The sequence below is a fragment of the Cupriavidus necator genome (assembly GCF_040578825.1).
Lineage (GTDB): Bacteria > Pseudomonadota > Gammaproteobacteria > Burkholderiales > Burkholderiaceae > Cupriavidus > Cupriavidus necator_E.
In genome coordinates, this window is record NZ_JBEFLI010000069.1 from 20,937 (window position 1) to 39,273 (window position 18,337).

Below are 18,337 nucleotides of genomic sequence, written 5' to 3' on the forward strand. Positions count from 1 at the left end.
TTGGTGACCTGACGGAAAGACTTCCTCACACAAGTAGCGGATGGCTTCGCCCACTGACGGGGCATTTGGCTTGGGGAAAGAGGGACTCGAGGTCAGCATGACAACCGGTGCGGCAGCCAGCGTCAAGAGGGCTCGACGGCGCGAAAACGTATTCATACGGCACCTGGACGCAAGCGCAGGGAGCCGACCACTGCATCCCACAACTCCAGCGCTTCCTCGTCGCTGGCGAAGGATTCCTTGTTGGTCAGATAGGCGCTTTCTCCCACTTGCAACGACACATTCAGATTGGGCTCTGCCAGCGAATCCGCTTTGCCTGGTGCCTCCCACTTGAAGCCATAGGTGCGCTTTCCATCCTGCGTGCCAGCCACAAGGATCTCATCGGCCTGGATTGGACCAACCGGGCGCTCACGGTTACGTAGCGGGATGACGCCCGCCACCGCGCCCAGCATTGCAGCAAGAACGCCACCGGCTCGCTTGCGCAGGCCGGGTTCTACTTTGTGTTGTGTGTACGAAGTGATTGCGAGCGAAACATCTGGCTTGCCCGCCAACTGAATGACCATGCTCCAGCTTTCAAGGTTAAAGCGGTTCGCAGTGAGAATCGTGTCATTCACCACATAGCCGATTCCCTCTACGCTCGTGCTGGAGGTTATTGACCTCCATTCAGTGGATAGCCTTTGTCGAAGTGCTATCGCTGATTCCCTTCTATCGGGATCAACCTCCCCCGAGTACTTCAATGCTCTCGAGCCAGCTAGGAAATAGGTATCAAATCGATACAGGATCTCTAAATCTTGGTCTGCCCAAGCGATGAGAGTCACCGCACCATTGTCATGCGGCACGCGTTCGATGAACATACTGCCACGTCTCTCGTGTTTGGTAGCACGCAAGACCTGCTCTCGTTGAGCAACCATATGATCGAAGCTCACCCGTGTCTGGATGGCTGGCAGCGGGTCAATCTTTACCTTGTTGTACACATAGCTCTCGACGGTCCCCGCATTCACCGGTACGTCAACCAGATGACGACCAATTGCGCGGGTTCCCCATTCTTCCCTCATGCTGACTCCTTCTTGTGCCATTGGGCTTGCCGTGCCATCTTGATGATGGCAAACATCGTGGCGTAGAGCGAACGCTTGTCCCCGTAGCTGCCCTGGTGGTCGTAACAGAAACCGGCGTTGTGCTGACCTGGACTGCCTTGCCCATGTGCAAAACTCAGCGCAACGCCCGCACTACCGGGAGCTGCGCCGGAATAGCTCGGCACCGTACCGTCTCCCGGGCAGTCTCGTTCGCTGATAGTCAGGCTCAGCCCATTTGAGGTTCTCATGTTCCCGTTACCGTCGTCACTGACAATAGCGATCTCGCCGAATTTGAGCCTGCCGACGCCATGTCCCTCCCAAGCTACCTCGCCCCACGTGAATCGATGCGGGCTTGCCATCAGGCCCGTCCCGAGCAAACCACCGGCATCCTTGATGGGATCGCGCTTACCTTGCATTCCGTAGTGAGCGTAGGTGGGAACTTTGTACCGTTTCTCGATCGCCTCGTGAAACTTCCGCACTCTTTCAACAGTTCTGATTAATGTCTTGCGGGGCGAATCATCCTCAGATTCTGCAATGGTCGACGCCGTGGGTAAGTTCTGCCCCGCTGGATTCATTAACCCCAGATTGCCATCTGGCACTAGCCCGTACCAATCTCGAGATAGATAGATTTCCATATAGGGATCGGTCTGCGGCAGCGGCGGCATGATGTCTGCACCAGTCCTCTTGTCCCGCACCTTTAGCCAAGGCTTGCCGTCGTTGTAGTCGGCGGTGGGCAAAAGTTCCAACCCCCCAGGGGCTTGTGAAAGAATGGCAACTACGTCAGCGGCATTGCGTCCGAGGAAGACTTGTTCGACGTCCTCGAAGCCCGCCCGCATGCGCTTATACGTCGCCGGGGCACCGGTAGCTGGCTGGACACCGTGAGAGACGCCGAGAACCTTGTCGCATTGGTGGATTTCGGTCAACGCCCTGCTGACAAGTCCGCCCATCGAGTGGGTGACGACAATAACCTTTTCCGCCATTGGACGGTTTGGCTTCTTTCGTCGGATGCTGCACTGATCATTCCCTTCGCCGTCGGGTGTATCCTTTACAACGACCGTCTTGCCTTCGTTGTAGAACGGCAAGATCGTGTTTTCGATCAGGTCCTTGATGGCTAAGCCCGAGTCTCGGTTAGATTGCAGCCAGTTATAACCGCCCGCCCAAACGTCGAACTGGTAGTTGGCGGCATGCAGGATTTCCTCTCTGGTCAATGCCTCGCCACCGTCCGCTCCCCAATCTTCGGGGGAGTCCTGCCCGAACTCCTTTGCCCAGTTCTTCAGGTTGGCCTCGCAACGCTCGAAGTCATACTCGGACAGCGAGTTCAGGAGATGTTGCAACTGACCCATGAACGGATGGTAAGAAGAGCGCATCAATGCCCCCCAACCGCGCGCAACCAACACGTTCTTTGGCAATCCGCTCAAGCCAGCATCGATAGGCCCGCTGGGATCGACCTCGACGGTGTCTGTGACAAGGTCATCAGCTCGCTCCTTTGTGGTCTTAAACAAATAGTTGAAGAGTTGGCAAATTAGATCCCCTGCTCCCCGCAGGTCTGCATTGGGTGGACGCCAAACAATGGCTTTCCCCTCCCTCTTCCTGAGATTGGTCCCCATAATGCCCGGCAGGAAGAGGATCGGGATAACGTAAGGCTTGGCAAGAACGATCTTTTCGCGCTGATCCTCGGTCGGCGTCAGGGTCGCGGAACTATATTGATCGCCGTCTTTGTCAACGACGCTGCTGTGTAGAACGAAGTTCGCTTCGGCCATGGTGTTGTTGGAGGTGATTGTTACCGACGGTCAGTCCAGCAACCGGATGCGGAGAGGCTCCACAAAGAGACTCTTCTGGAGCGGAGTCTTTCCGGCTCCATCCGTTACCATCCTGAGCCTGGTGCCGTCCTCGCGCAGGATTTCAACTTGCGTATTGGCAAGCGGCTCGCCGGTCGAAGGATTGCGAATTACGTAGGCGTCATTGAAATTCGCGTGCTTCCATGTGTTCATCGCTTGCGCCAGGGAACTTGGCCCCTGACGGCTGAAGGCGGATGATTTGATGGATCGCTCGCCTCGCGTGCCATCCTCGATGCCCGTCGACGACATACGAAGATAAGAACCGCCGCACTTGAGCAGCAGTTCATCCTTGGCTTCGATAACAACTCGGCCGTTTGCACTACTGATCGTCATATTCTTGGCAGACAGCAACCGCATCTCATCGCTCTGCGCCTGAATATCAACTGCCCCCCTCGCGGCAAACAGCTTGATGCCCAGGCGATGCGCGAACAGGGATAGGGCATCGCCCGCCGCCATCGCGATATTCTTCAGCGCGCTGACGGCAAAGCCCGTGCCCGTTGCCACGTTCACGTCCTTCCCCGCGCCCACCGAGACGCGATCCGGCGTCGAGACCGCAATGCCCTTTGGTGCGGATATCAGCATGACGGCCTCTTTCAACTCATTTACGCTCGCCTTGAGCCAGGCGTTTTCGGCCCTCAGGTCGGCGATCTCCGCCTTGGCGAGCCTGGCCGCATCAGCCAGCGTCCGCGCCTGCTCCAGCGCGAGCGTTAGCTGGCTCATCGCGGCAGCGGTGTCGTTCTGCTTGCCGTTCGCCTGCGGCTGGATATCTGCCGACAGCAGCAGGCCGCCCCCTGCGCGTACCGCGCCTTGCGCATCGGTGCGCAACTCGAACCCTTCGCCGCGTTTCTTGCGTTTTCCATTGACGATATGGCCGAGGGTCAGCTGGCTCTTGCCTGAATGCTCGGTGGAGAACTTGACGTGTTCCTCCCCCTCCCAGTCCTCGATCTCGAATTTGCTGTCGCCCTGCGTGCGAATGACATTGCGCGACAGCCAGCGGTCCTGATTCGTGATCAGGTCCGGGTGCTGGCTGTTGTGCTGCACGTGGGCGATGTACGGCTTGTTGGGATTGCCGTCGCGGAAGGCCACGTCCACATAGGTGCCATCGATCAGCGGGAAGTGGAAGCCCGTCTGGTTCGCCCCCGCGAACGGCTTGGCGAACGCGAGCGGCACGCTCTCGCCGCCATTGGGCCATTCCTCAAAGTCGAAATCAAAGCGGACGACATAACGGCCTTCCTGCGTGAGGTAGGCGTATTTGTACTGGCCGGGCGATGTGACACGGGCGCTCAGCGTGCCGGAAATGCGCGGCCAGTTCGCTTCGTCCATCGGCAGGCGGAAACGCCGGTCACATGGAATGGCCTGGTACGTGTTTCGGTAGGCGGCATCACGCCCGCCGCTATGGATCACCTCGGTGATCACCTGGCTATTGGGCGCATCGGGCAGCGTTTGGTCCATGCGCAGGATGCGTGCCGGGCACAGTGCCAGCACGTTACTCTCGCCCGCGAAGATCAACTGCCCGGCATACTCCACCTCATGGCGTAATTGCGCCTCCCACTTGGCCCCCTCGAAGTCCAGGTGGTGGGTGCCATAGACATAAGACTGGCCGTAGGTCGTCTTCTCCTTGCGCGCGACGTTGGCCTCGCCGGTGGGGCGCTCCCAGGCCTTGTCGGGGTTGAAGTCCGCAACCCGGAACGATTCCGGTATGGTCTTCGCGTGCACCTTGAGCGAGAACACTGCTTCCTGGCCGGATTCCAGCCCGGCTGATTCCCGGTAGGGAACGCGCAGTTCCGGCTGGTAAATGTAGTGGTCGATGTCGTCGCCGAACACAACCATCTCGCCAAACTTGCCGGGGGTGAAATAGAAATAGAGTCCCTCCTGTTCGCATAGCAATCGGATGTATGCAAAATCAGACAGCTCGTACTGCATGCGGAAGCTGTGCTGCGCATATTTGCGGCGCAGCTTGAAGGCGAACTGATGGCCCTTCAGGCCGTGCCGTCGCAGGATCGCCTCGATGATCTGCGGGGCAGTCTTATGCTGATAGATGCGGCTCGCTCGAGTCAGCCGCAGCCGCGCGATGAGCGGCTCCACCACGATCTCGTAGCCGCAGAAGTCGTGGGTGTGGCGGGTCTTGCTGAAATGCGTAATGCAGCCGGCAAACTTGCGCGGCTCGGTGCCGTCGGCCGGGTCAATCAGGAACGTGGCTTCCTTGCCCAAGTAGTCGGCTCGATCGAGATCAAGTGGGTGCGTCAGCTGGATGGTGACGGCATAGGGCTCGCCCAGCCGCTCCACGGCTTCGAATGACACCACCGACAGCGCGGCGGCGCTGCTAGTGCCGGGCACTTCGAGAAAGTATGCCTGCCGCCCGGCCAGTCCCTTAAAAAGGGCTTCACCGTAAGTCCGCAGTTCTTTACCAAGATCGGCCATGGTATGCGCTCCGTTATCAGCGTGATCGACCTTTTGCAAAGGCGATGCATCGCTCGACGCTCAACTTATCGCGCCGCACGGTAAACGCTTTTCCTTACGCCGGGAATCTCTTTGCTACTGCTATCCGAATAATCTGAAATCTCTGTCAACAACAACCGAAGAATAGGATTCGTCCTATTCTTCTGCAAGCGAGGACAAACCGTGATGGCTCCGTGCTCGAACTGCAACGGGCCAACTGCGAGCCGGGCGAGGCTTCGCACCTGCGCCTTACCTATCGCGCTGGGGCAGGCGCGAAGGCCCGTGAGCTGATGAAGCACGGCTGGGACACGGCTGAAGGCCCGTTCAGCGGTGGTGGACTGATCGATCTGGACGGGATGGTGAGTATGAACTGCAGATCGGTGGCACGTGCGGCGCAGGCCCAAATTGCGAAGGCAACATTTACAAGCTGGACAGAAAATCCGGACGCCTCTATCACTATTTCACGGGCGGCTACACTGAGTTGTACATGCTTGGCGGCTATCTGGTCGAGGCCGGCCGAGCCAGCTGCTGTGCGTGGGAGTTTCATGTGTACCGGCCCACAAGCCGGCACTACCCCATCTCCTATGACGACATGGCGTACATGGCGACGGTCGGTATGCTCGCTGACGATGATGTGGGGGGCACTGCCGAGTCAGGCGACCCCCATCCTGTGAATTCCGCGACCGGCGCGGCACATTGGTCCGGCCTCCCAACCGGGCGTTGATGGCAATCTCCCGGCACTACGGCAATGACTTCAAACTGAGGCAGCCGGACAAGACGCTGCCAGCGAAAGGAGAGCAATAGCCGGAGGCCGGTGCCACATACGCTTCGGCACGGTGCTGTACGGCTCTTGCCAGACCCTGGGCCAGCTGCCAGGGATTTCACTGACTACGCCACTACCATACCTAGTAAATCCCCGGCACCATCCGCCACGTCTTGGCGCAGTACGCCTCGTACTCCTCCCCAAACTCGTCACGGAGCAGCGCCTCCTCCGCCCGAATCCGCGCGATCAGCACCGGCACCATCAGCAGCGTCAGCACCACGCCCACGCCAGACCGGAATGCCAGCACCCATCCCAACGAACTGATCAGGAACCCGACGTAGCTCGGATGCCGGATCACACCATAGATCCCGGTGGTCACCAGCGTATGCCCCGGCTGGATCGCCACCAGCCCGCTGAACCGGCGCCCCAGCACGAACACCGGCCATAGCCGCAGCACGCCACCGCCGGCAAACAGCGCCACGCCCAGCCAGCGCACCGCGTCGCCATCGAGCGTCCAGTACTCGACGCGGTCGGTATAGGCCGGCAGGTAAGCCGCCAGCAGGCCGAGCACGCCGAATGCGGCCAGCACCCAGCGGTTGCCGCGGTCTTCGCGCACGCCGCTGCTGATATTGCCGCCGGAGAACAGCGCAGTGACGGACAGGGCCAGCAGCACCAGGGTCAGCGCCACGCGTGCCGGGTGGGCAAAGAAGGGGCCGATGCCGCCCCAGCCTGCGACGGCGATGGCGAGGTAGGCGAGTGTGCCGGCGAGGGTGGCGATTGCCAGGCCGAAAGTCGGACGCATGGTTACCTCCGCTGCGACGATGGATGCACATGCGCAGCGTAAGCCTTCGCCGGCCCGGCTGTCGAGCGCGCCGGGTCGTGTTTAAATGATTGTTTTCGTCCCGGCAAACTGCCTCGGGACGCCAGAGCCATAACGCCACCGCTACACCACCATGCCGCTGATCGACATCAAGAACCTCCAGCAAGCCGCCCACGCTTTCGGCGAAGCCCGCGACTGGGGCAAGTACCACAGCCCCAAGAATCTCGCGATGGCGCTGAGCGTGGAAGTGTCCGAGCTCGTCGAGATCTTCCAGTGGAAGACCGAGGCGGAGTCGCGCGACATCATGTCGACGGACAAGCGCGAACACGTGGAGCAGGAGCTGGCCGATATCACCATCTACCTGGCGCAGCTGGTGACGGCGCTGGGCGTTGACCTGGACGCGGCGATCCGCGCCAAGATGGAGAGCAATGCGAGGAAGTACCCGCTGCCGGAGTGAGTCCGCAGCGTTGCCGGTTCACGGCACGGCCTGACCTTCGGTCAGCACGAAGAACAGCAGCACCCCGTTCAATACCAGCAGCCCGCCGACCAGCAGCGCAATCCGTGGCGCATCATGCGCGTGCTCGCGCAGGCGGGTGAGGCCGGGCAGCCATTCGCCGCGCATGCGGCGGGACCAGCAGGCCAGGCCTGCGATGCAAATGCCAAGCCACGCAAGCGCGCCCAGCGATCCCCACCCGCGGGACTTCGGTTCCGGGGTCGGGCGCATCGAAGCCTGTTTGGGCGGCAGATGTGAGGTAGTGCGCTGGATCACCACAGGGCGCGCCGGTATCCGGGGTTCAACCCATGGCGGGGGCGATGGCGGCGAAGGCGCTTCAGCTTCTGCAGGCTGTGCGGGCGACTGCGCGACTGGAGGTTGCGCCGTTGGTGGTTGCGCCGTTGGCGCCAGCGGCGTCGAAGGACCTTCCGCCGCTGTTGGTCGAGGCGACACGCCCCCGACCGTGACCGGAGTCCGCTTGTTCCGCGACACGTCGCGCGCAGGCAAGTCCGGTGGCGTTTGCTGTGTCTGCGCGACAGCCCGTGGCATCGGCCTTTGGTTTGCCTGCCGGCGCCAACTGGCAAAGACATTGTCCAGGCATGGCACTGACGCACAGGCATCCCTGCGCCTGCGCCACGCGGCGATGTCATCCTCGTTGATCGCGCCGGCGCGCAGCAGGCGCCGCTGTTCGGCGTGGATGCGCTCATGCTCGCGCTGGAGCATCGCATAGTCGCAAACAAGTGCCCGTGCTTGCGCCGGGGAATGCCGAGAGGACGCGCCGGTGGCAAGCGGGTTGTCGTCCTGGGTAACGGGTGGTCGCAGCGCAATCTTGCAGACGATATCCGACGCCTGCGCACTGGCAGTCAGCAGAAGACCGAACGCGATGCAGGCCAGACAGCCCGGAAGCCTTGCCATCCTGTCGCCCCGTGGTTGGGGTGTCAGGCGCCACGCCAGCCGGCGCCGATAAACGCTTATTCTGGTCCGGCGCCGGTCATGTGCCGTGCGATATCCCACAGAGCCGCGCTGCCTGAGCGTGCGAGCCAGCGCGGAGCGAATCCGAGGCCACATGGCAAGATTGGCTTTCATGGCCTGCCGGCCCCCGCCTGCGCGGGGACGACAATCCTCTCCCTCCACGGCATCCTTCTCACTGAAAACAACAAAATGAAAAGGGTCATCATGGGCCGCAGGAAGCAATTGACCGTCTTCGAGGATCTCTACGGCATTGCCGCAGCATTGCCCTTGTGGGTAGGCGCGGCCCTGGCCGTCATTGCCTACGTGGTGCTGCACCGCTGCGCAATGGCCGAAATACCGACAACAGTCGCGCCGGGGCAAATGGGCAAGATGGTTGTGGCGCAGATGGCCAGGGCATTGTCCGCCTACGGCCAGTACATCTTGCCGCTGGTGCTGCTGGCTGGTGCGCTGGCATCGTGGCTGGCGCGACGCGAGCGGCAGGCACTGGGGCGCAACGTCGCGGCCAGCCAGTCCGGCGAGGCGCTGCGGCAGATGACGTGGCAGGACTTCGAGCGAGCGGTCGCAGAGGTGTTCCGGATGCGCGGCTATGCCGTTGCTGAAACCGGTGGTGCCGGCGCGGACGGTGGCATCGACCTGAGGCTCAGGAAGGGCAGCGAGCTGGCGCTGGTGCAGTGCAAGCACTGGCTCGCCATCAAGGTCCCGGTGACGGTGGTGCGGGAGTTGTATGGCGTGATGGCGGCACAGGGGGCGGCGCAAGGCTTTGTCGTGACATCGGGCCTGTTCACGGCGGATGCACGGGCGTTCGCTGCTGGCCGGAACATCGCGCTGATCGACGGTCCGGCATTCGCGGCGCTGGTCCAGCGCGCCCGGGCCGCAGCGCCCACGCATAAAACCGCCAGGCCAGCAGCCTCCGCAGCAAACGCGCCGCTGCGCGCCGCGAAGCCAGCGCAGCCACCCGCGGCGCGGCAAGGCGCAACGCCAGGCTGCCCGCGTTGCGGCGGCATCATGATCCGGCATATCGCCAAACAGGGTGCCCACGCAGGCAAGCCGTTCTGGGGCTGCGCAACCTTCCCGGATTGCCTGGGCGTGCGCGGTCTTTGATGTCCGTGGCTGGGGTCGACTACCGGATCGACCCGCTAACCATGGCGATTGCGCATCCGGTGACATAGAGCCCCAGCCCGAATACCGCATGCGTGACCAGGCTATGGATGCGCGCCTGATTCGGTCGCGGCGTGTGGCTGGCAGCGATGGCGGCGCCCATGGCCGGCTGCATCAGCAGGAAGGGCGCAGCGACACTGCCGATGCCGACCATCAACGCCGGGCCAATCGTTGGCTCGCGTGCCCAGTCGAGACCCCAAAGCGCCAGCAGGATGGCCGCGAAGACGATGCCGGTCACGTAGTGTGCGATCCAGCCGATGACACGCTCGCCACGCACTGGCGGCGACGCCGCAATCGGATGGTGGCGCAGACGTCCGCGCATCATCCAGCCAAGCCAGCGGCCAACCAGCGCGTAGTCCAGCGCGGGCACGCCCAGAATCCGCCTGCGGACAATGGTCCAGACGTCCATTACCAGCGTCGCGCCCGTGCCGATCAGGATTGCCGCGATCAGGACCTGTGCGGCGTCAGGCATGACTGGCCGCCTTCGGAGCCCGCGCGGCGATCATCCAGCAGGCAGCGGTATAGCGCACTGATTGCCCATGCACATAGGGATCGAATGCGGTACGGACGATTTCAATCACCTTGCTGCGCGTGCGCGCGTCTGCGTCCTGAAGCGCCAGGCCGACCGGCCCAAGGCGCGTGAAATAGCCCTCGAGCGCAGGCTCCGGCAGCGTGCATTCGACATCGATCGGCCGGATGTCGATCCCCGTCCAACCGCTCTCTTCCAGGATCGCCAGCACGCGCTGCCGGTCCCCGAAGGCGAACTGCCCCGGCGCACCCGGCTGCCGCGGCGGCAGGTTCGTCAGCAGTGGCGCGGCGGCGCGCTCGGCGGTGGTCATGAACGGGTTTTCCGTGGCGCTGCGCCAGGCGATACAGCGCAATGCAGCGCCCGCTTTTGAGGCGCGACGCAGGTTGGCGAAAGCCTTTACCGGATCGTTGAAGAACATCACGCCAAGGCGCGACACGATGGCGTCGAAGCTTGCCGGCGCAAACGCATGGGTTTGCGCGTCGGCACGGATAAAGCTGGCTGCCGACCCATCCCGTTGCGCGCGTGCCCGCGCGGCGGCGATCAGCGGCTCGGAAATGTCGATGCCGGTGCAGTGTCCGCCTGCCCCAAGCCGCCGCGCCAGCGCGAGCGTAGGGCCCCCCGCACCGCAGCCGACATCGAGCGCCTGTTGCGCCTCGCTCGCATTGACGGCTTCGACGAGCAATGTCTCCAACGGCTTGAACATCTGGTCGAGCAGCGCCTGCGCTTCAACCCAGGCATGGCCGGACGGCCCGTGCCACAGCGCAGCCTGGTCCCAATTGCTGCCTACGGTTGCTTGCTTGTCACCCATGATTTCATCCCCTTGCACGCCATCGCGGCGCGGAAGCTACACTGTGCCAGTTCAAGTCAACTTGAGGTCAAGCGGTGAAAAGCCTGGATATCGCCGAAGTGGCGCAGCAGGCGGGCGTGCCCGCCTCGACGCTGCGTTTCTATGAGGAAAAAGGCCTGATCGCCTCCATCGGCCGGCGCGGAATGCGGCGCGTGTTCGATGCCGGCGTGCTGGAGCGTCTAGCGCTGATCGCGCTGGGCCGCGCCGCCGGATTCTCGCTCGATGACATCGCACAGATGTTCGCGCAGGGAGGCGGCCCACGCATCGACCGGCGGATGCTGGCGGCCAAGGCGGACGAACTGGATCGGACGATCCGTAAGCTGACTGCGATGCGCGACGGGTTGCGACATGCCGCGGCTTGTCCGGCGCCTAGTCATATGGAATGTCCGACTTTCAGGCGGATTGTGAAGACGGCGGCGTCGGGGGCGATTGGAGGGCGGAAAAGCCGGGCCAACGTAAAAGCGTCATAGCGGGCGCGTCTTGCACACCAGTGCGCCAACACCCTCACCTACCCCACCCCCGCCACGGCCTCGCGCACCCAATCGAACCCCACCCGCTCCTGCTCCAGCCGCAGGTTCTTCCGGATGCGATTGTCCCGCAGGTCGTCATAGAGTGCCTGCTCTTCAGGCCGCAATCGCGAGAGGTCGCGCAGCGTCTGGTTATCCTCGACGCCCCATTGCGCCTCGAAGGCCATCAGGGTGGTGCGGTCCATCATCAGCGACTCGGCGTGATCGAACACGCTGCGTAACTGGTCGAGGATGGCAAAGCCGTGGGTGTCGATGTCGCCCCAGTAGTGGAGCCGGCAGTGCGACAGCCATGTTGCCTTCGCCAGCAAGCCGAAGCCGTAGCCTGCGCCGAAGATCACCAGGCTGTCCGCTGCCTCGGGAAAGGCCAGGAAGTTGGTCTCGTTCTCTGTGATGAACACGCGCGACACGCCCGGCCGCAGCGCGGCAAAGCTGTTTGCGTCGAGGGTCACGTCGTGCGTCGGCGCGTCGCCGGGCAGCATGCGGTTGCCGCGATCCAGTATCCGGAAGCGGATGCGCTCGGGTTTGTCGCGAAAGCCGTAGCGTGCGGCGAACTGAGTGATGCCGGCATACTGGCGATCAATGGCTTCCGGCGCCAGCGCGAGGTCCAGCAGCTCGGCCAGCACGCCGCGGTGAGCTTCGATGAACTTGGTGTGCACGCCAGCAAGGTCGACTTGCCGCAGGTACAAGCCGGGGCGCGGATGCCGTTGCAGCCAGCCGACGATCTCCAGCAGCCGCTCCCACGCGTCGTGCAGTTCCAGCGCGCGCAACGGACGCTGTGCCAGCCAGGGCACCAGCAGCGGCTGCAGCTGGCGCGTGGCCGCCAGCAATGCGCTGAAGCGTTCGATCTCGCGGCGTTTGCCCAGCAGCGCCGCTGCATCGTCCAGCGCGTCGATCCAGGCGGCGCTCGGCAGCATATTGGTGCCGAAGGTGCGATGGCGGAACTCGCGCATTTCGAGACGGCAATGCGGCATCTGCTTCAGCTCGCCAAGCCAGTTGCGAACCGCCTCAAAGCCCTCGGTCAGCTCGCCGGAGGTGGGCACGCGCAGGGTGAGTCGTTTGGGGAAAAGCGTGTCGCCGCACACCAGCGCACTGAGGATGTCCCCACGGTCCCAGAGCTTCTGCACCTGGGCACGCAGGTCGGCGGGCCGGCTCCAGTTCATCACGCGGTCATCCTGGCTTTCTCGGCCCGGTATTCGTCGATCGACAGGTTGCGCACCTTGGAGGCGCGGCCCTCGTCATTCTGCACGAACGCGACGCTGGACACGTAGGGCTCGATGATATGGATCTTCTGTAGCGGCGTGACGATCAGCAGTTGCAGGTTGAGCTTGGCGAACAACCGCAGCCCGTATTGCGCGGATTCGTCTGAGCCGCGCCCGAACGCTTCGTCGATCACCACGAAGCGGAACGAGCGCGAGCGCACCGCGCCCCATTCCAGCCCGAACTGGTAGGCCAGGCTTGCCGCCAGGATCGTGTAGGCCAGTTTCTCCTTCTGGCCGCCGGATTTGCCGCCGGAATCGGAGTAGTGCTCGTGTTCCGCATCGTCCTCGCGCCAGCGTTCGCTGGCGCCGAAGACGAACCAGTTGCGCACGTCGGTCACCTTGGCGGTCCAGCGCCGGTCCTGGTCAGTCAGGCCGGTACGGCCCCTGAAGCGTTCGATGATGCGCTTGACCTGCAGGAACTTGGCCTCGGAATACTGGCTGTCTTCCGAGCCGGTCAGCGCGCCTTCGGTGCAGGCGCGCAGTTCCGACTGGAACTCACGGATCTCGGCGTCCGGCGTGACCTGCGCTTCGAGCCGGATGTAGCGGCCGGTGTTGTAGTCGATCTGCGTCAGCGATTCGTTGATGCGTTCGACGCGTTCGCGGATGGTCTGCTGTTCCTTGCCGAGCTGCGCGTTGAAGTTGGCGATCTCGTTGATCGTGTTGACGTTCAGCAGCTCCTTGAAGCGGGCCGCGAAGCGCGGCAAGTCGTCGGCGCGCAGCTTGTCGAGCATGTTGCGGTACTCGAAGCCGGCCGAGACGCTGGCGTCGACTTCGCTGGTTTCCAGCTTGAAGGCTTCCTTGTAGGCCGACATGGCCTTGACGATGCTTTCGCTCAGCCGCACCAGCCGCTTGTTTTCCGCATCGAGCCGGGCCTGCAGCTCGTTGCGCATGTCGGTTTCACGGCCGCTGCAGGACTCTACGGTCAGCGTGTGCTGGCCCAGGATTTCTGCGCGCAACGCGTCGATGGTGTCGGTCGGTACTGCAGCCGCGAAATCGCCGGAGGCATCCAGCGTGGCCTGCGTTTCGGCGCGCCGATCCAGCGCATCGCTCTTCCTGCCCTCAGCCTTGGAGCGCTTGTCGCGGTGGTCGTCGAGCTGCGCCTCGTTGGCTTCCTGTTCTGCTTCCACTTCCTTCAGCCGGACTGTCAGTTGCCGTAATACGTCGGAGGCCGATTCCAGCTGGCGCTTCTCCTCGGCCAGCCGTGCGGCCTCGCGCGCCGGCGTCTGCCAGTCCAGTTCGTCGAAGTCGGCAAACATGTCGAGCCGGGACAGCGCCGTGAGTCGCTCCCTGAGCGTGTCGCGCTCCTTTGCCAGCCCGGCCATATGCGCGCCCAGTTCGGCCAGCCGCGTTTGCAGGGCACGCGTCTCGCCTTCCAGTGCCGCGATCTTGGCGGCATTGCTCCAGCCCAGCACGTAGCGGCTGCGGTCGTCCAGCCGGTGGCGGTCATCCTTCTCGTGCCGTTCCCCGGGCATCTTGATCTGGCCGGCGCGCGTGACGGCGCGCGTCTCGCGGCGGAACTGCTCGTGCGTGGCACAGCACGCCACGTCGAAGCGCACCGCCACCTCGCGTTCGAGCCAGCCGTAGAACGGAGAATCAGGTTTGATGGCCAGCTTGCGCGCGAGCGAATCGCGATGCAGCGCTGGCATCTCAGTCCTGCCGCCTTCGCGCACTCGGAAATAGACCAGCCGTCCTTTCAGGTGCGTGCGGTCCACCCACGCGGACACCTGCGGGTACAGGTCGTCCGGCACCAGCAGCGACAGGCCAAAATTGCGCAACAGGCGTTCGGCCGCGCCTTCCCAGTCGCGCTCGTCCTCGCGCACCTGCAGCAGCTCGCCGGCAAAGGGCATGTCGTCCTCGTCCAGCGACAGTGCCTCGCACAGCGCGCTGCGCATCGCGACCTGAGCGGCCGGGATATTGCTGCGGCGCGCCTTCAGGCTGCGGATTTCCTCGCTCAGCGCATCGTGCTCGGCCTTGCCCTGACGCAACGTGACGCCGTGTTCCGTCAACGCGTTGTCCACCTCGGCCTCGCGCGACCTGGAGCGTTCGGCGAGCTCGGCAAAGCGTGCCTTCAGTAGCAGGAAGGCAGCTTCCTCCTCGGGTGGCGTTTCATCCACGGCGCGCACAAGCTCGGCGTATCGATCCGACTTGTGCCGGCGTTTCGCGGATTCGTCGTTCTGCTGGCGGATTTCCTCGGTCAGCCGGCCGATGCGGTCGCCACCGTTCTCGGCGATATTGCGGCGCAGCTCGGCTTCATCGTTGCGCAGGGCGTCGCGGCGGTCCTGCAGCCGCCGCACGTGGGTGTCCTGGCGTTCCCACTCATCTATGAGGCTGGCAATGCGCCTGTCGAGCAGCTCCAGCTTGAGCCGCGCGAAGTACGGGCGCAGCGCCTCGCGGCATGCGCGCAGTTGCTCGGAGGCAGCAACCAGCTCGGCATGGCGCTCGCAATCCGCCACCAGCGGCGTCAGCATGGCCTCCTGGCGCTTGGCCTTCAGCACGGCTTCATGGGCGCGGTCCAGGTCATCGAAGTGGCCGAGCAAGGCGACGATGCGGGGTGCCACGTCGAACGGCTCCAGCATGTGGCTGCGCACGAAATCGGTCAGGTTGCCGACCGACTTCATCGACACGGTCTGGTGGAACAGTTCTAGCGCCTGCTCGTTCTCGATGCCGAAGCGCCGCCGGAACCAGGCACCGTAGGGCGGGAATGCGTCGAACAACTCGGCCTTCACTGTGCGCAGCTTCTTGCGCAGCGAGGCGATGTCGGAGCCGAAGTGGGCAAAGTCGGTGGCGATGGACAGGTCCTGTTCCGTGCAGACATAGAAGCGCGCCGGCTGGCCATGGGCATCCTTCATCCAGAACACCTGAGCCAGCGTCACGGTCTGGTCGTAGCCGGCGTTGTGGAAGACGCCGAGGATGACGGAGTAGGCGTTCTGGTCGCGCAGCGCAACCGGCCGCGCGGTGCCGCTGACTTCATTGCGCTCGGACTTGTAGTGGCCCAGCACATAGCTGCGCAAGGTCCGTTCGCGGCTTTCGGCGCCGGCGGCCTTGTTGTAGGCGATGCGCTGCGCGGGCACGAGCAGCGTGGTCACCGCGTCGACCAGCGTGGACTTGCCGGAGCCGATGTCGCCGGTCAGCAGCCCGTTCCTGCCTTCGGGACGGATGGTCCAGACGCGTTCGCCGAACGTGCCCCAGTTGAAGACTTCCAGCCGCGACAGCCGGAAGCCCGACAGCGTGTCGTCGCTGGCGAAATCCAGGCTCAGGGTTTGCGACTCATGCATCGGACGCTCCTGCGTTTGCCCCAGGGGCTCCCGACTGGCCCGTCAGCTGGAGCTGGTAGGCAGCCAGCCGCGCATCGAACTCCGACAGCCATTGCGCATCGACGAACGCCTTCAGGATGCGGCGCACCTCATAGCCGGCCTGGCTTCCCGTGCGTGCGCTCGTGCCAGTGCTGGTGTCGGCCTTGAGCCGGCGCAGGAAGCCCAGCTCGACGATCTTGTTCACATGCAGCTCGATCTGGTCGATCAGCTTTGCCTCATTGGTGCCGGCGGGCAGGAACACACGCAGCAGTTCGGCGATCTCGTCCAGCGTCAGCACCAGCCGGGTGTCGCCGCCAGTGGCGTCGAACTCGGCCAGCTTCTTGCGCAACAGCGCGAGCGTCAGGCTGACGGGGAAAGAAAGCTGGCGCCGGGCGATCAGCCGCGGCGGGCGTTCGGCGCTGTCGTCGTCGCTGTCCGGCTGCGAGCGCAGGAAGGCGTAGCCCTCGGCATCGTCGAGCACGAGTTCCAGTCCCAGCACGGCGACATAGTCGCGCACCGTCGGCTGCAGGTTGAGCAACGCATGCCACAGGCTGGCATCGGCGTCGCGGTAGAGCACGCCCTTGAGCAGCGGGACCACCAGCGTGGACAGGGCCAGGTCGGGCGGCGTGGCAGCAGCGGGAGTGCGCCGTGCCGCGTCATCGACAATGTCGTCTTGCATCATGCTTATCTGACAAAAATCACACGGGGGAGCCGGGCCTGCCTCACCAGCGTGCCGGCATCGGGGGCCTGCACCGTCCAGGTAACGGAATCGGTGGCGTTTTCGTCCACCACGGTGCGGAACGTATCGCCAGCGAGCTGCAGGTAGGCGACCAGTTCGGCGAGGCCGTGCTGCAGCGGCCGCATCGCGCACAACTCCTGCAGCGTGACCTGCGCGCGGCCCTGCAGGGCCTGTCGGACATGCGCGGCAAGTTCGGCCTTGTTAATGACAACCTGCGAGAACAGCGCGTCCGCATCGACTTCGGCCTCGCCGGTTTCGATGTCGGTTTCTGTAATGCGCGGCTTGACCGCGGGCGTGAACAGGGGCCGCTCCATTGGCAGCTCGATATCGGCGGCGGTGTCGTTCAACGTCATCACGTTGCCACTGGGCGGCTCGTCGCGTACGGCCAGCGCCCTGGCTTCGATGCCGCGCAGGATATCCATGATGCGGCGGTTCTCCAGCCATGCCTTGTCGTCGAGAAAACGGCGCAGTTGCTGCGATAGCTGGGCCACGGTGCGCTGCGTATGCTCGCCGGCCTCCAGCCAGTCGTAGTGCACGCGGCGCAGGCGCGCGTCGGGATTGAGTTCCGAAACGGGCGGTAGCGCCAGCACATGTTCCAGCAGTGCCGACAGCTCTTCTTGCCGCCGGCTGCTCATCAGGAAATCCCAGAACGCGCGGAAGCTGCGGCCCTGATCAGAGTCTGCAATGGCGTCGCGCTCGCCCATGATCTCTTCGAGCAATGCGCCCTTGGAGCCTTCCCACAGCGCGATCCGCTCGCGCACGCGGCGGTCCAGCGTGCGGAAGTTGTCTTCCACTTCACGAAAATCCGTCAGCAGTTCGCGCGCCAGTGCGACGAACTGCTGGAAGCGATCCTTCAGCGCGGTGTCGTCCAGCAGCGCCAAGTCGCCCGCGGCCACGCGCGCGATCTCGGCGTCTATCTCGTCGCGCCGCTGCTGCAGTTCTGCCATGCGCACGCGCGGGTCGGTCTGCGTGCCTTCGTGCATCTGCTTGAGCAGGTCGAACAGCGTCAGCAGGCGCGACTCCGTGCCGACGAAGCTGCGCTCGGCCAGCGTGCCGAGCCAGGCAATGGCCTTCTCGGTGGCCGGCGTCAGGTCGAACTGGGGTTCATCCGATCCCTGGCGATAGAACTTGCGCAGCCAGCCCTTCTCGTTGGCGGCCCAGTCGTTCAGGTAATCGAGTGCCGAGCGGGGAAAGGCGTCCTGGCCGAGCCGTTCTCGCAAGGCGAAGAGTTCGTCTTCCAGGGCTTCGGCCAGGTCGGACTGGCCCACTGAACGCTGGTTGGGCGCGACAAAGACACGATGGAGGAAGGCGGCGACCAGGCTCGCATGGTCGGAGCGCAGCAAGCGCCAGGCAGGATGGCCCTGGCGCAGGCGCTCGAGGGTATCGAAGTCGAGACTCACTTGGAAATTGGCCGGCGTACGCAAGCCGCGCGGGGGGGGCGCGACGGATGCCAGATTGTACCCCAGGGGGGATTGCGGCAAGTGATGCGGCGGGCGCTTCCGTGAGTCCGGCGAGAATGCGGGCATTGGGATAACGGGACCCTTCCCGCTGCCCCTTAACTCTCCCCGCTGCCCTCACCCCAACCTGAAC

The 18,337-nt window shown here is 63.8% G+C and carries 14 protein-coding genes; 3 read left to right on the plus strand and 11 right to left on the minus strand.

The genetic code is table 11. The annotated features are described in order from the left end of the window. Positions 1–152 precede the first annotated feature (152 nt). From AB1I47_RS26845 to AB1I47_RS26860, 4 genes are all read right to left on the minus strand, one after another. Positions 153–1,052: a T6SS immunity protein Tli4 family protein gene (locus AB1I47_RS26845; protein WP_354686736.1), complete on the minus strand. Its 900-nt coding sequence runs from the start codon at positions 1,050–1,052 to the stop codon at positions 153–155. Continuing rightward, positions 1,049–2,830: an alpha/beta hydrolase family protein gene (locus AB1I47_RS26850; protein WP_354686737.1), complete on the minus strand. Its 1,782-nt coding sequence runs from the start codon at positions 2,828–2,830 to the stop codon at positions 1,049–1,051. The genes AB1I47_RS26845 and AB1I47_RS26850 overlap by 4 nt, the downstream gene beginning before the upstream one ends. Before the next feature lie 30 nt (positions 2,831–2,860). Beyond that, on the minus strand, positions 2,861–5,329 hold the full coding sequence (locus AB1I47_RS26855) for a type VI secretion system Vgr family protein (protein ID WP_354686738.1): 2,469 nt from the start codon (positions 5,327–5,329) through the stop codon (positions 2,861–2,863). A gap of 923 nt (positions 5,330–6,252) precedes the next feature. Then, positions 6,253–6,912, minus strand: coding sequence for a methyltransferase family protein (locus AB1I47_RS26860; RefSeq protein WP_354686739.1), 660 nt, complete (start codon positions 6,910–6,912; stop codon positions 6,253–6,255). 151 nt (positions 6,913–7,063) lie between these two features. Between AB1I47_RS26860 and AB1I47_RS26865 the strand changes: the two genes are divergently transcribed. Continuing rightward, on the plus strand, positions 7,064–7,387 hold the full coding sequence (locus tag AB1I47_RS26865; protein ID WP_354686740.1) for a nucleotide pyrophosphohydrolase: 324 nt from the start codon (positions 7,064–7,066) through the stop codon (positions 7,385–7,387). 18 nt (positions 7,388–7,405) lie between these two features. Here the strand turns inward: AB1I47_RS26865 and AB1I47_RS26870 are convergent, their stop codons facing one another. Further along, positions 7,406–8,338 carry a hypothetical protein gene (locus AB1I47_RS26870; RefSeq protein ID WP_354686741.1) on the minus strand — a complete coding sequence of 311 codons (933 nt, stop codon included), beginning with the start codon at positions 8,336–8,338 and terminating at the stop codon, positions 7,406–7,408. A gap of 261 nt (positions 8,339–8,599) precedes the next feature. Here AB1I47_RS26870 and AB1I47_RS26875 point away from each other — a divergent pair, with 261 nt between their 5' ends. Further along, positions 8,600–9,496 carry a restriction endonuclease gene (locus AB1I47_RS26875; protein ID WP_354686746.1) on the plus strand — a complete coding sequence of 299 codons (897 nt, stop codon included), beginning with the start codon at positions 8,600–8,602 and terminating at the stop codon, positions 9,494–9,496. Positions 9,497–9,515: 19 nt separating this feature from the next. Here AB1I47_RS26875 and AB1I47_RS26880 read toward each other — a convergent pair whose 3' ends face one another. Further along, positions 9,516–10,025 carry a DUF2938 domain-containing protein gene (locus tag AB1I47_RS26880; protein ID WP_354686742.1) on the minus strand — a complete coding sequence of 170 codons (510 nt, stop codon included), beginning with the start codon at positions 10,023–10,025 and terminating at the stop codon, positions 9,516–9,518. After that, a complete protein-coding gene (locus tag AB1I47_RS26885) occupies positions 10,018–10,890 on the minus strand; it encodes a class I SAM-dependent methyltransferase (protein WP_354686747.1) in 873 nt (290 codons plus the stop codon). Before AB1I47_RS26885 ends, AB1I47_RS26880 begins: the two co-directional genes overlap by 8 nt. A gap of 74 nt (positions 10,891–10,964) precedes the next feature. Here AB1I47_RS26885 and AB1I47_RS26890 point away from each other — a divergent pair, with 74 nt between their 5' ends. Beyond that, positions 10,965–11,399, plus strand: coding sequence for a helix-turn-helix domain-containing protein (locus AB1I47_RS26890; protein ID WP_354686743.1), 435 nt, complete (start codon positions 10,965–10,967; stop codon positions 11,397–11,399). 38 nt (positions 11,400–11,437) lie between these two features. On the opposite strand, the gene AB1I47_RS26895 is transcribed toward AB1I47_RS26890, so the two are convergent. From AB1I47_RS26895 to AB1I47_RS26910, 4 genes are read right to left on the minus strand one after another with little or no spacing between them, the layout of a single operon-like run. After that, complete coding sequence (locus AB1I47_RS26895; protein WP_354686748.1) at positions 11,438–12,616, minus strand: DUF3322 domain-containing protein; 1,179 nt, start codon at positions 12,614–12,616, stop codon at positions 11,438–11,440. After that, a complete protein-coding gene (locus AB1I47_RS26900) occupies positions 12,616–15,990 on the minus strand; it encodes an ATP-binding protein (protein ID WP_354686744.1) in 3,375 nt (1,124 codons plus the stop codon). The genes AB1I47_RS26895 and AB1I47_RS26900 overlap by 1 nt, the downstream gene beginning before the upstream one ends. Beyond that, complete coding sequence (locus tag AB1I47_RS26905; RefSeq protein WP_354686749.1) at positions 15,983–16,687, minus strand: DUF4194 domain-containing protein; 705 nt, start codon at positions 16,685–16,687, stop codon at positions 15,983–15,985. Before AB1I47_RS26905 ends, AB1I47_RS26900 begins: the two co-directional genes overlap by 8 nt. A gap of 5 nt (positions 16,688–16,692) precedes the next feature. After that, positions 16,693–18,147: a DUF3375 domain-containing protein gene (locus AB1I47_RS26910; protein WP_354686745.1), complete on the minus strand. Its 1,455-nt coding sequence runs from the start codon at positions 18,145–18,147 to the stop codon at positions 16,693–16,695. Positions 18,148–18,337 lie beyond the last annotated feature (190 nt).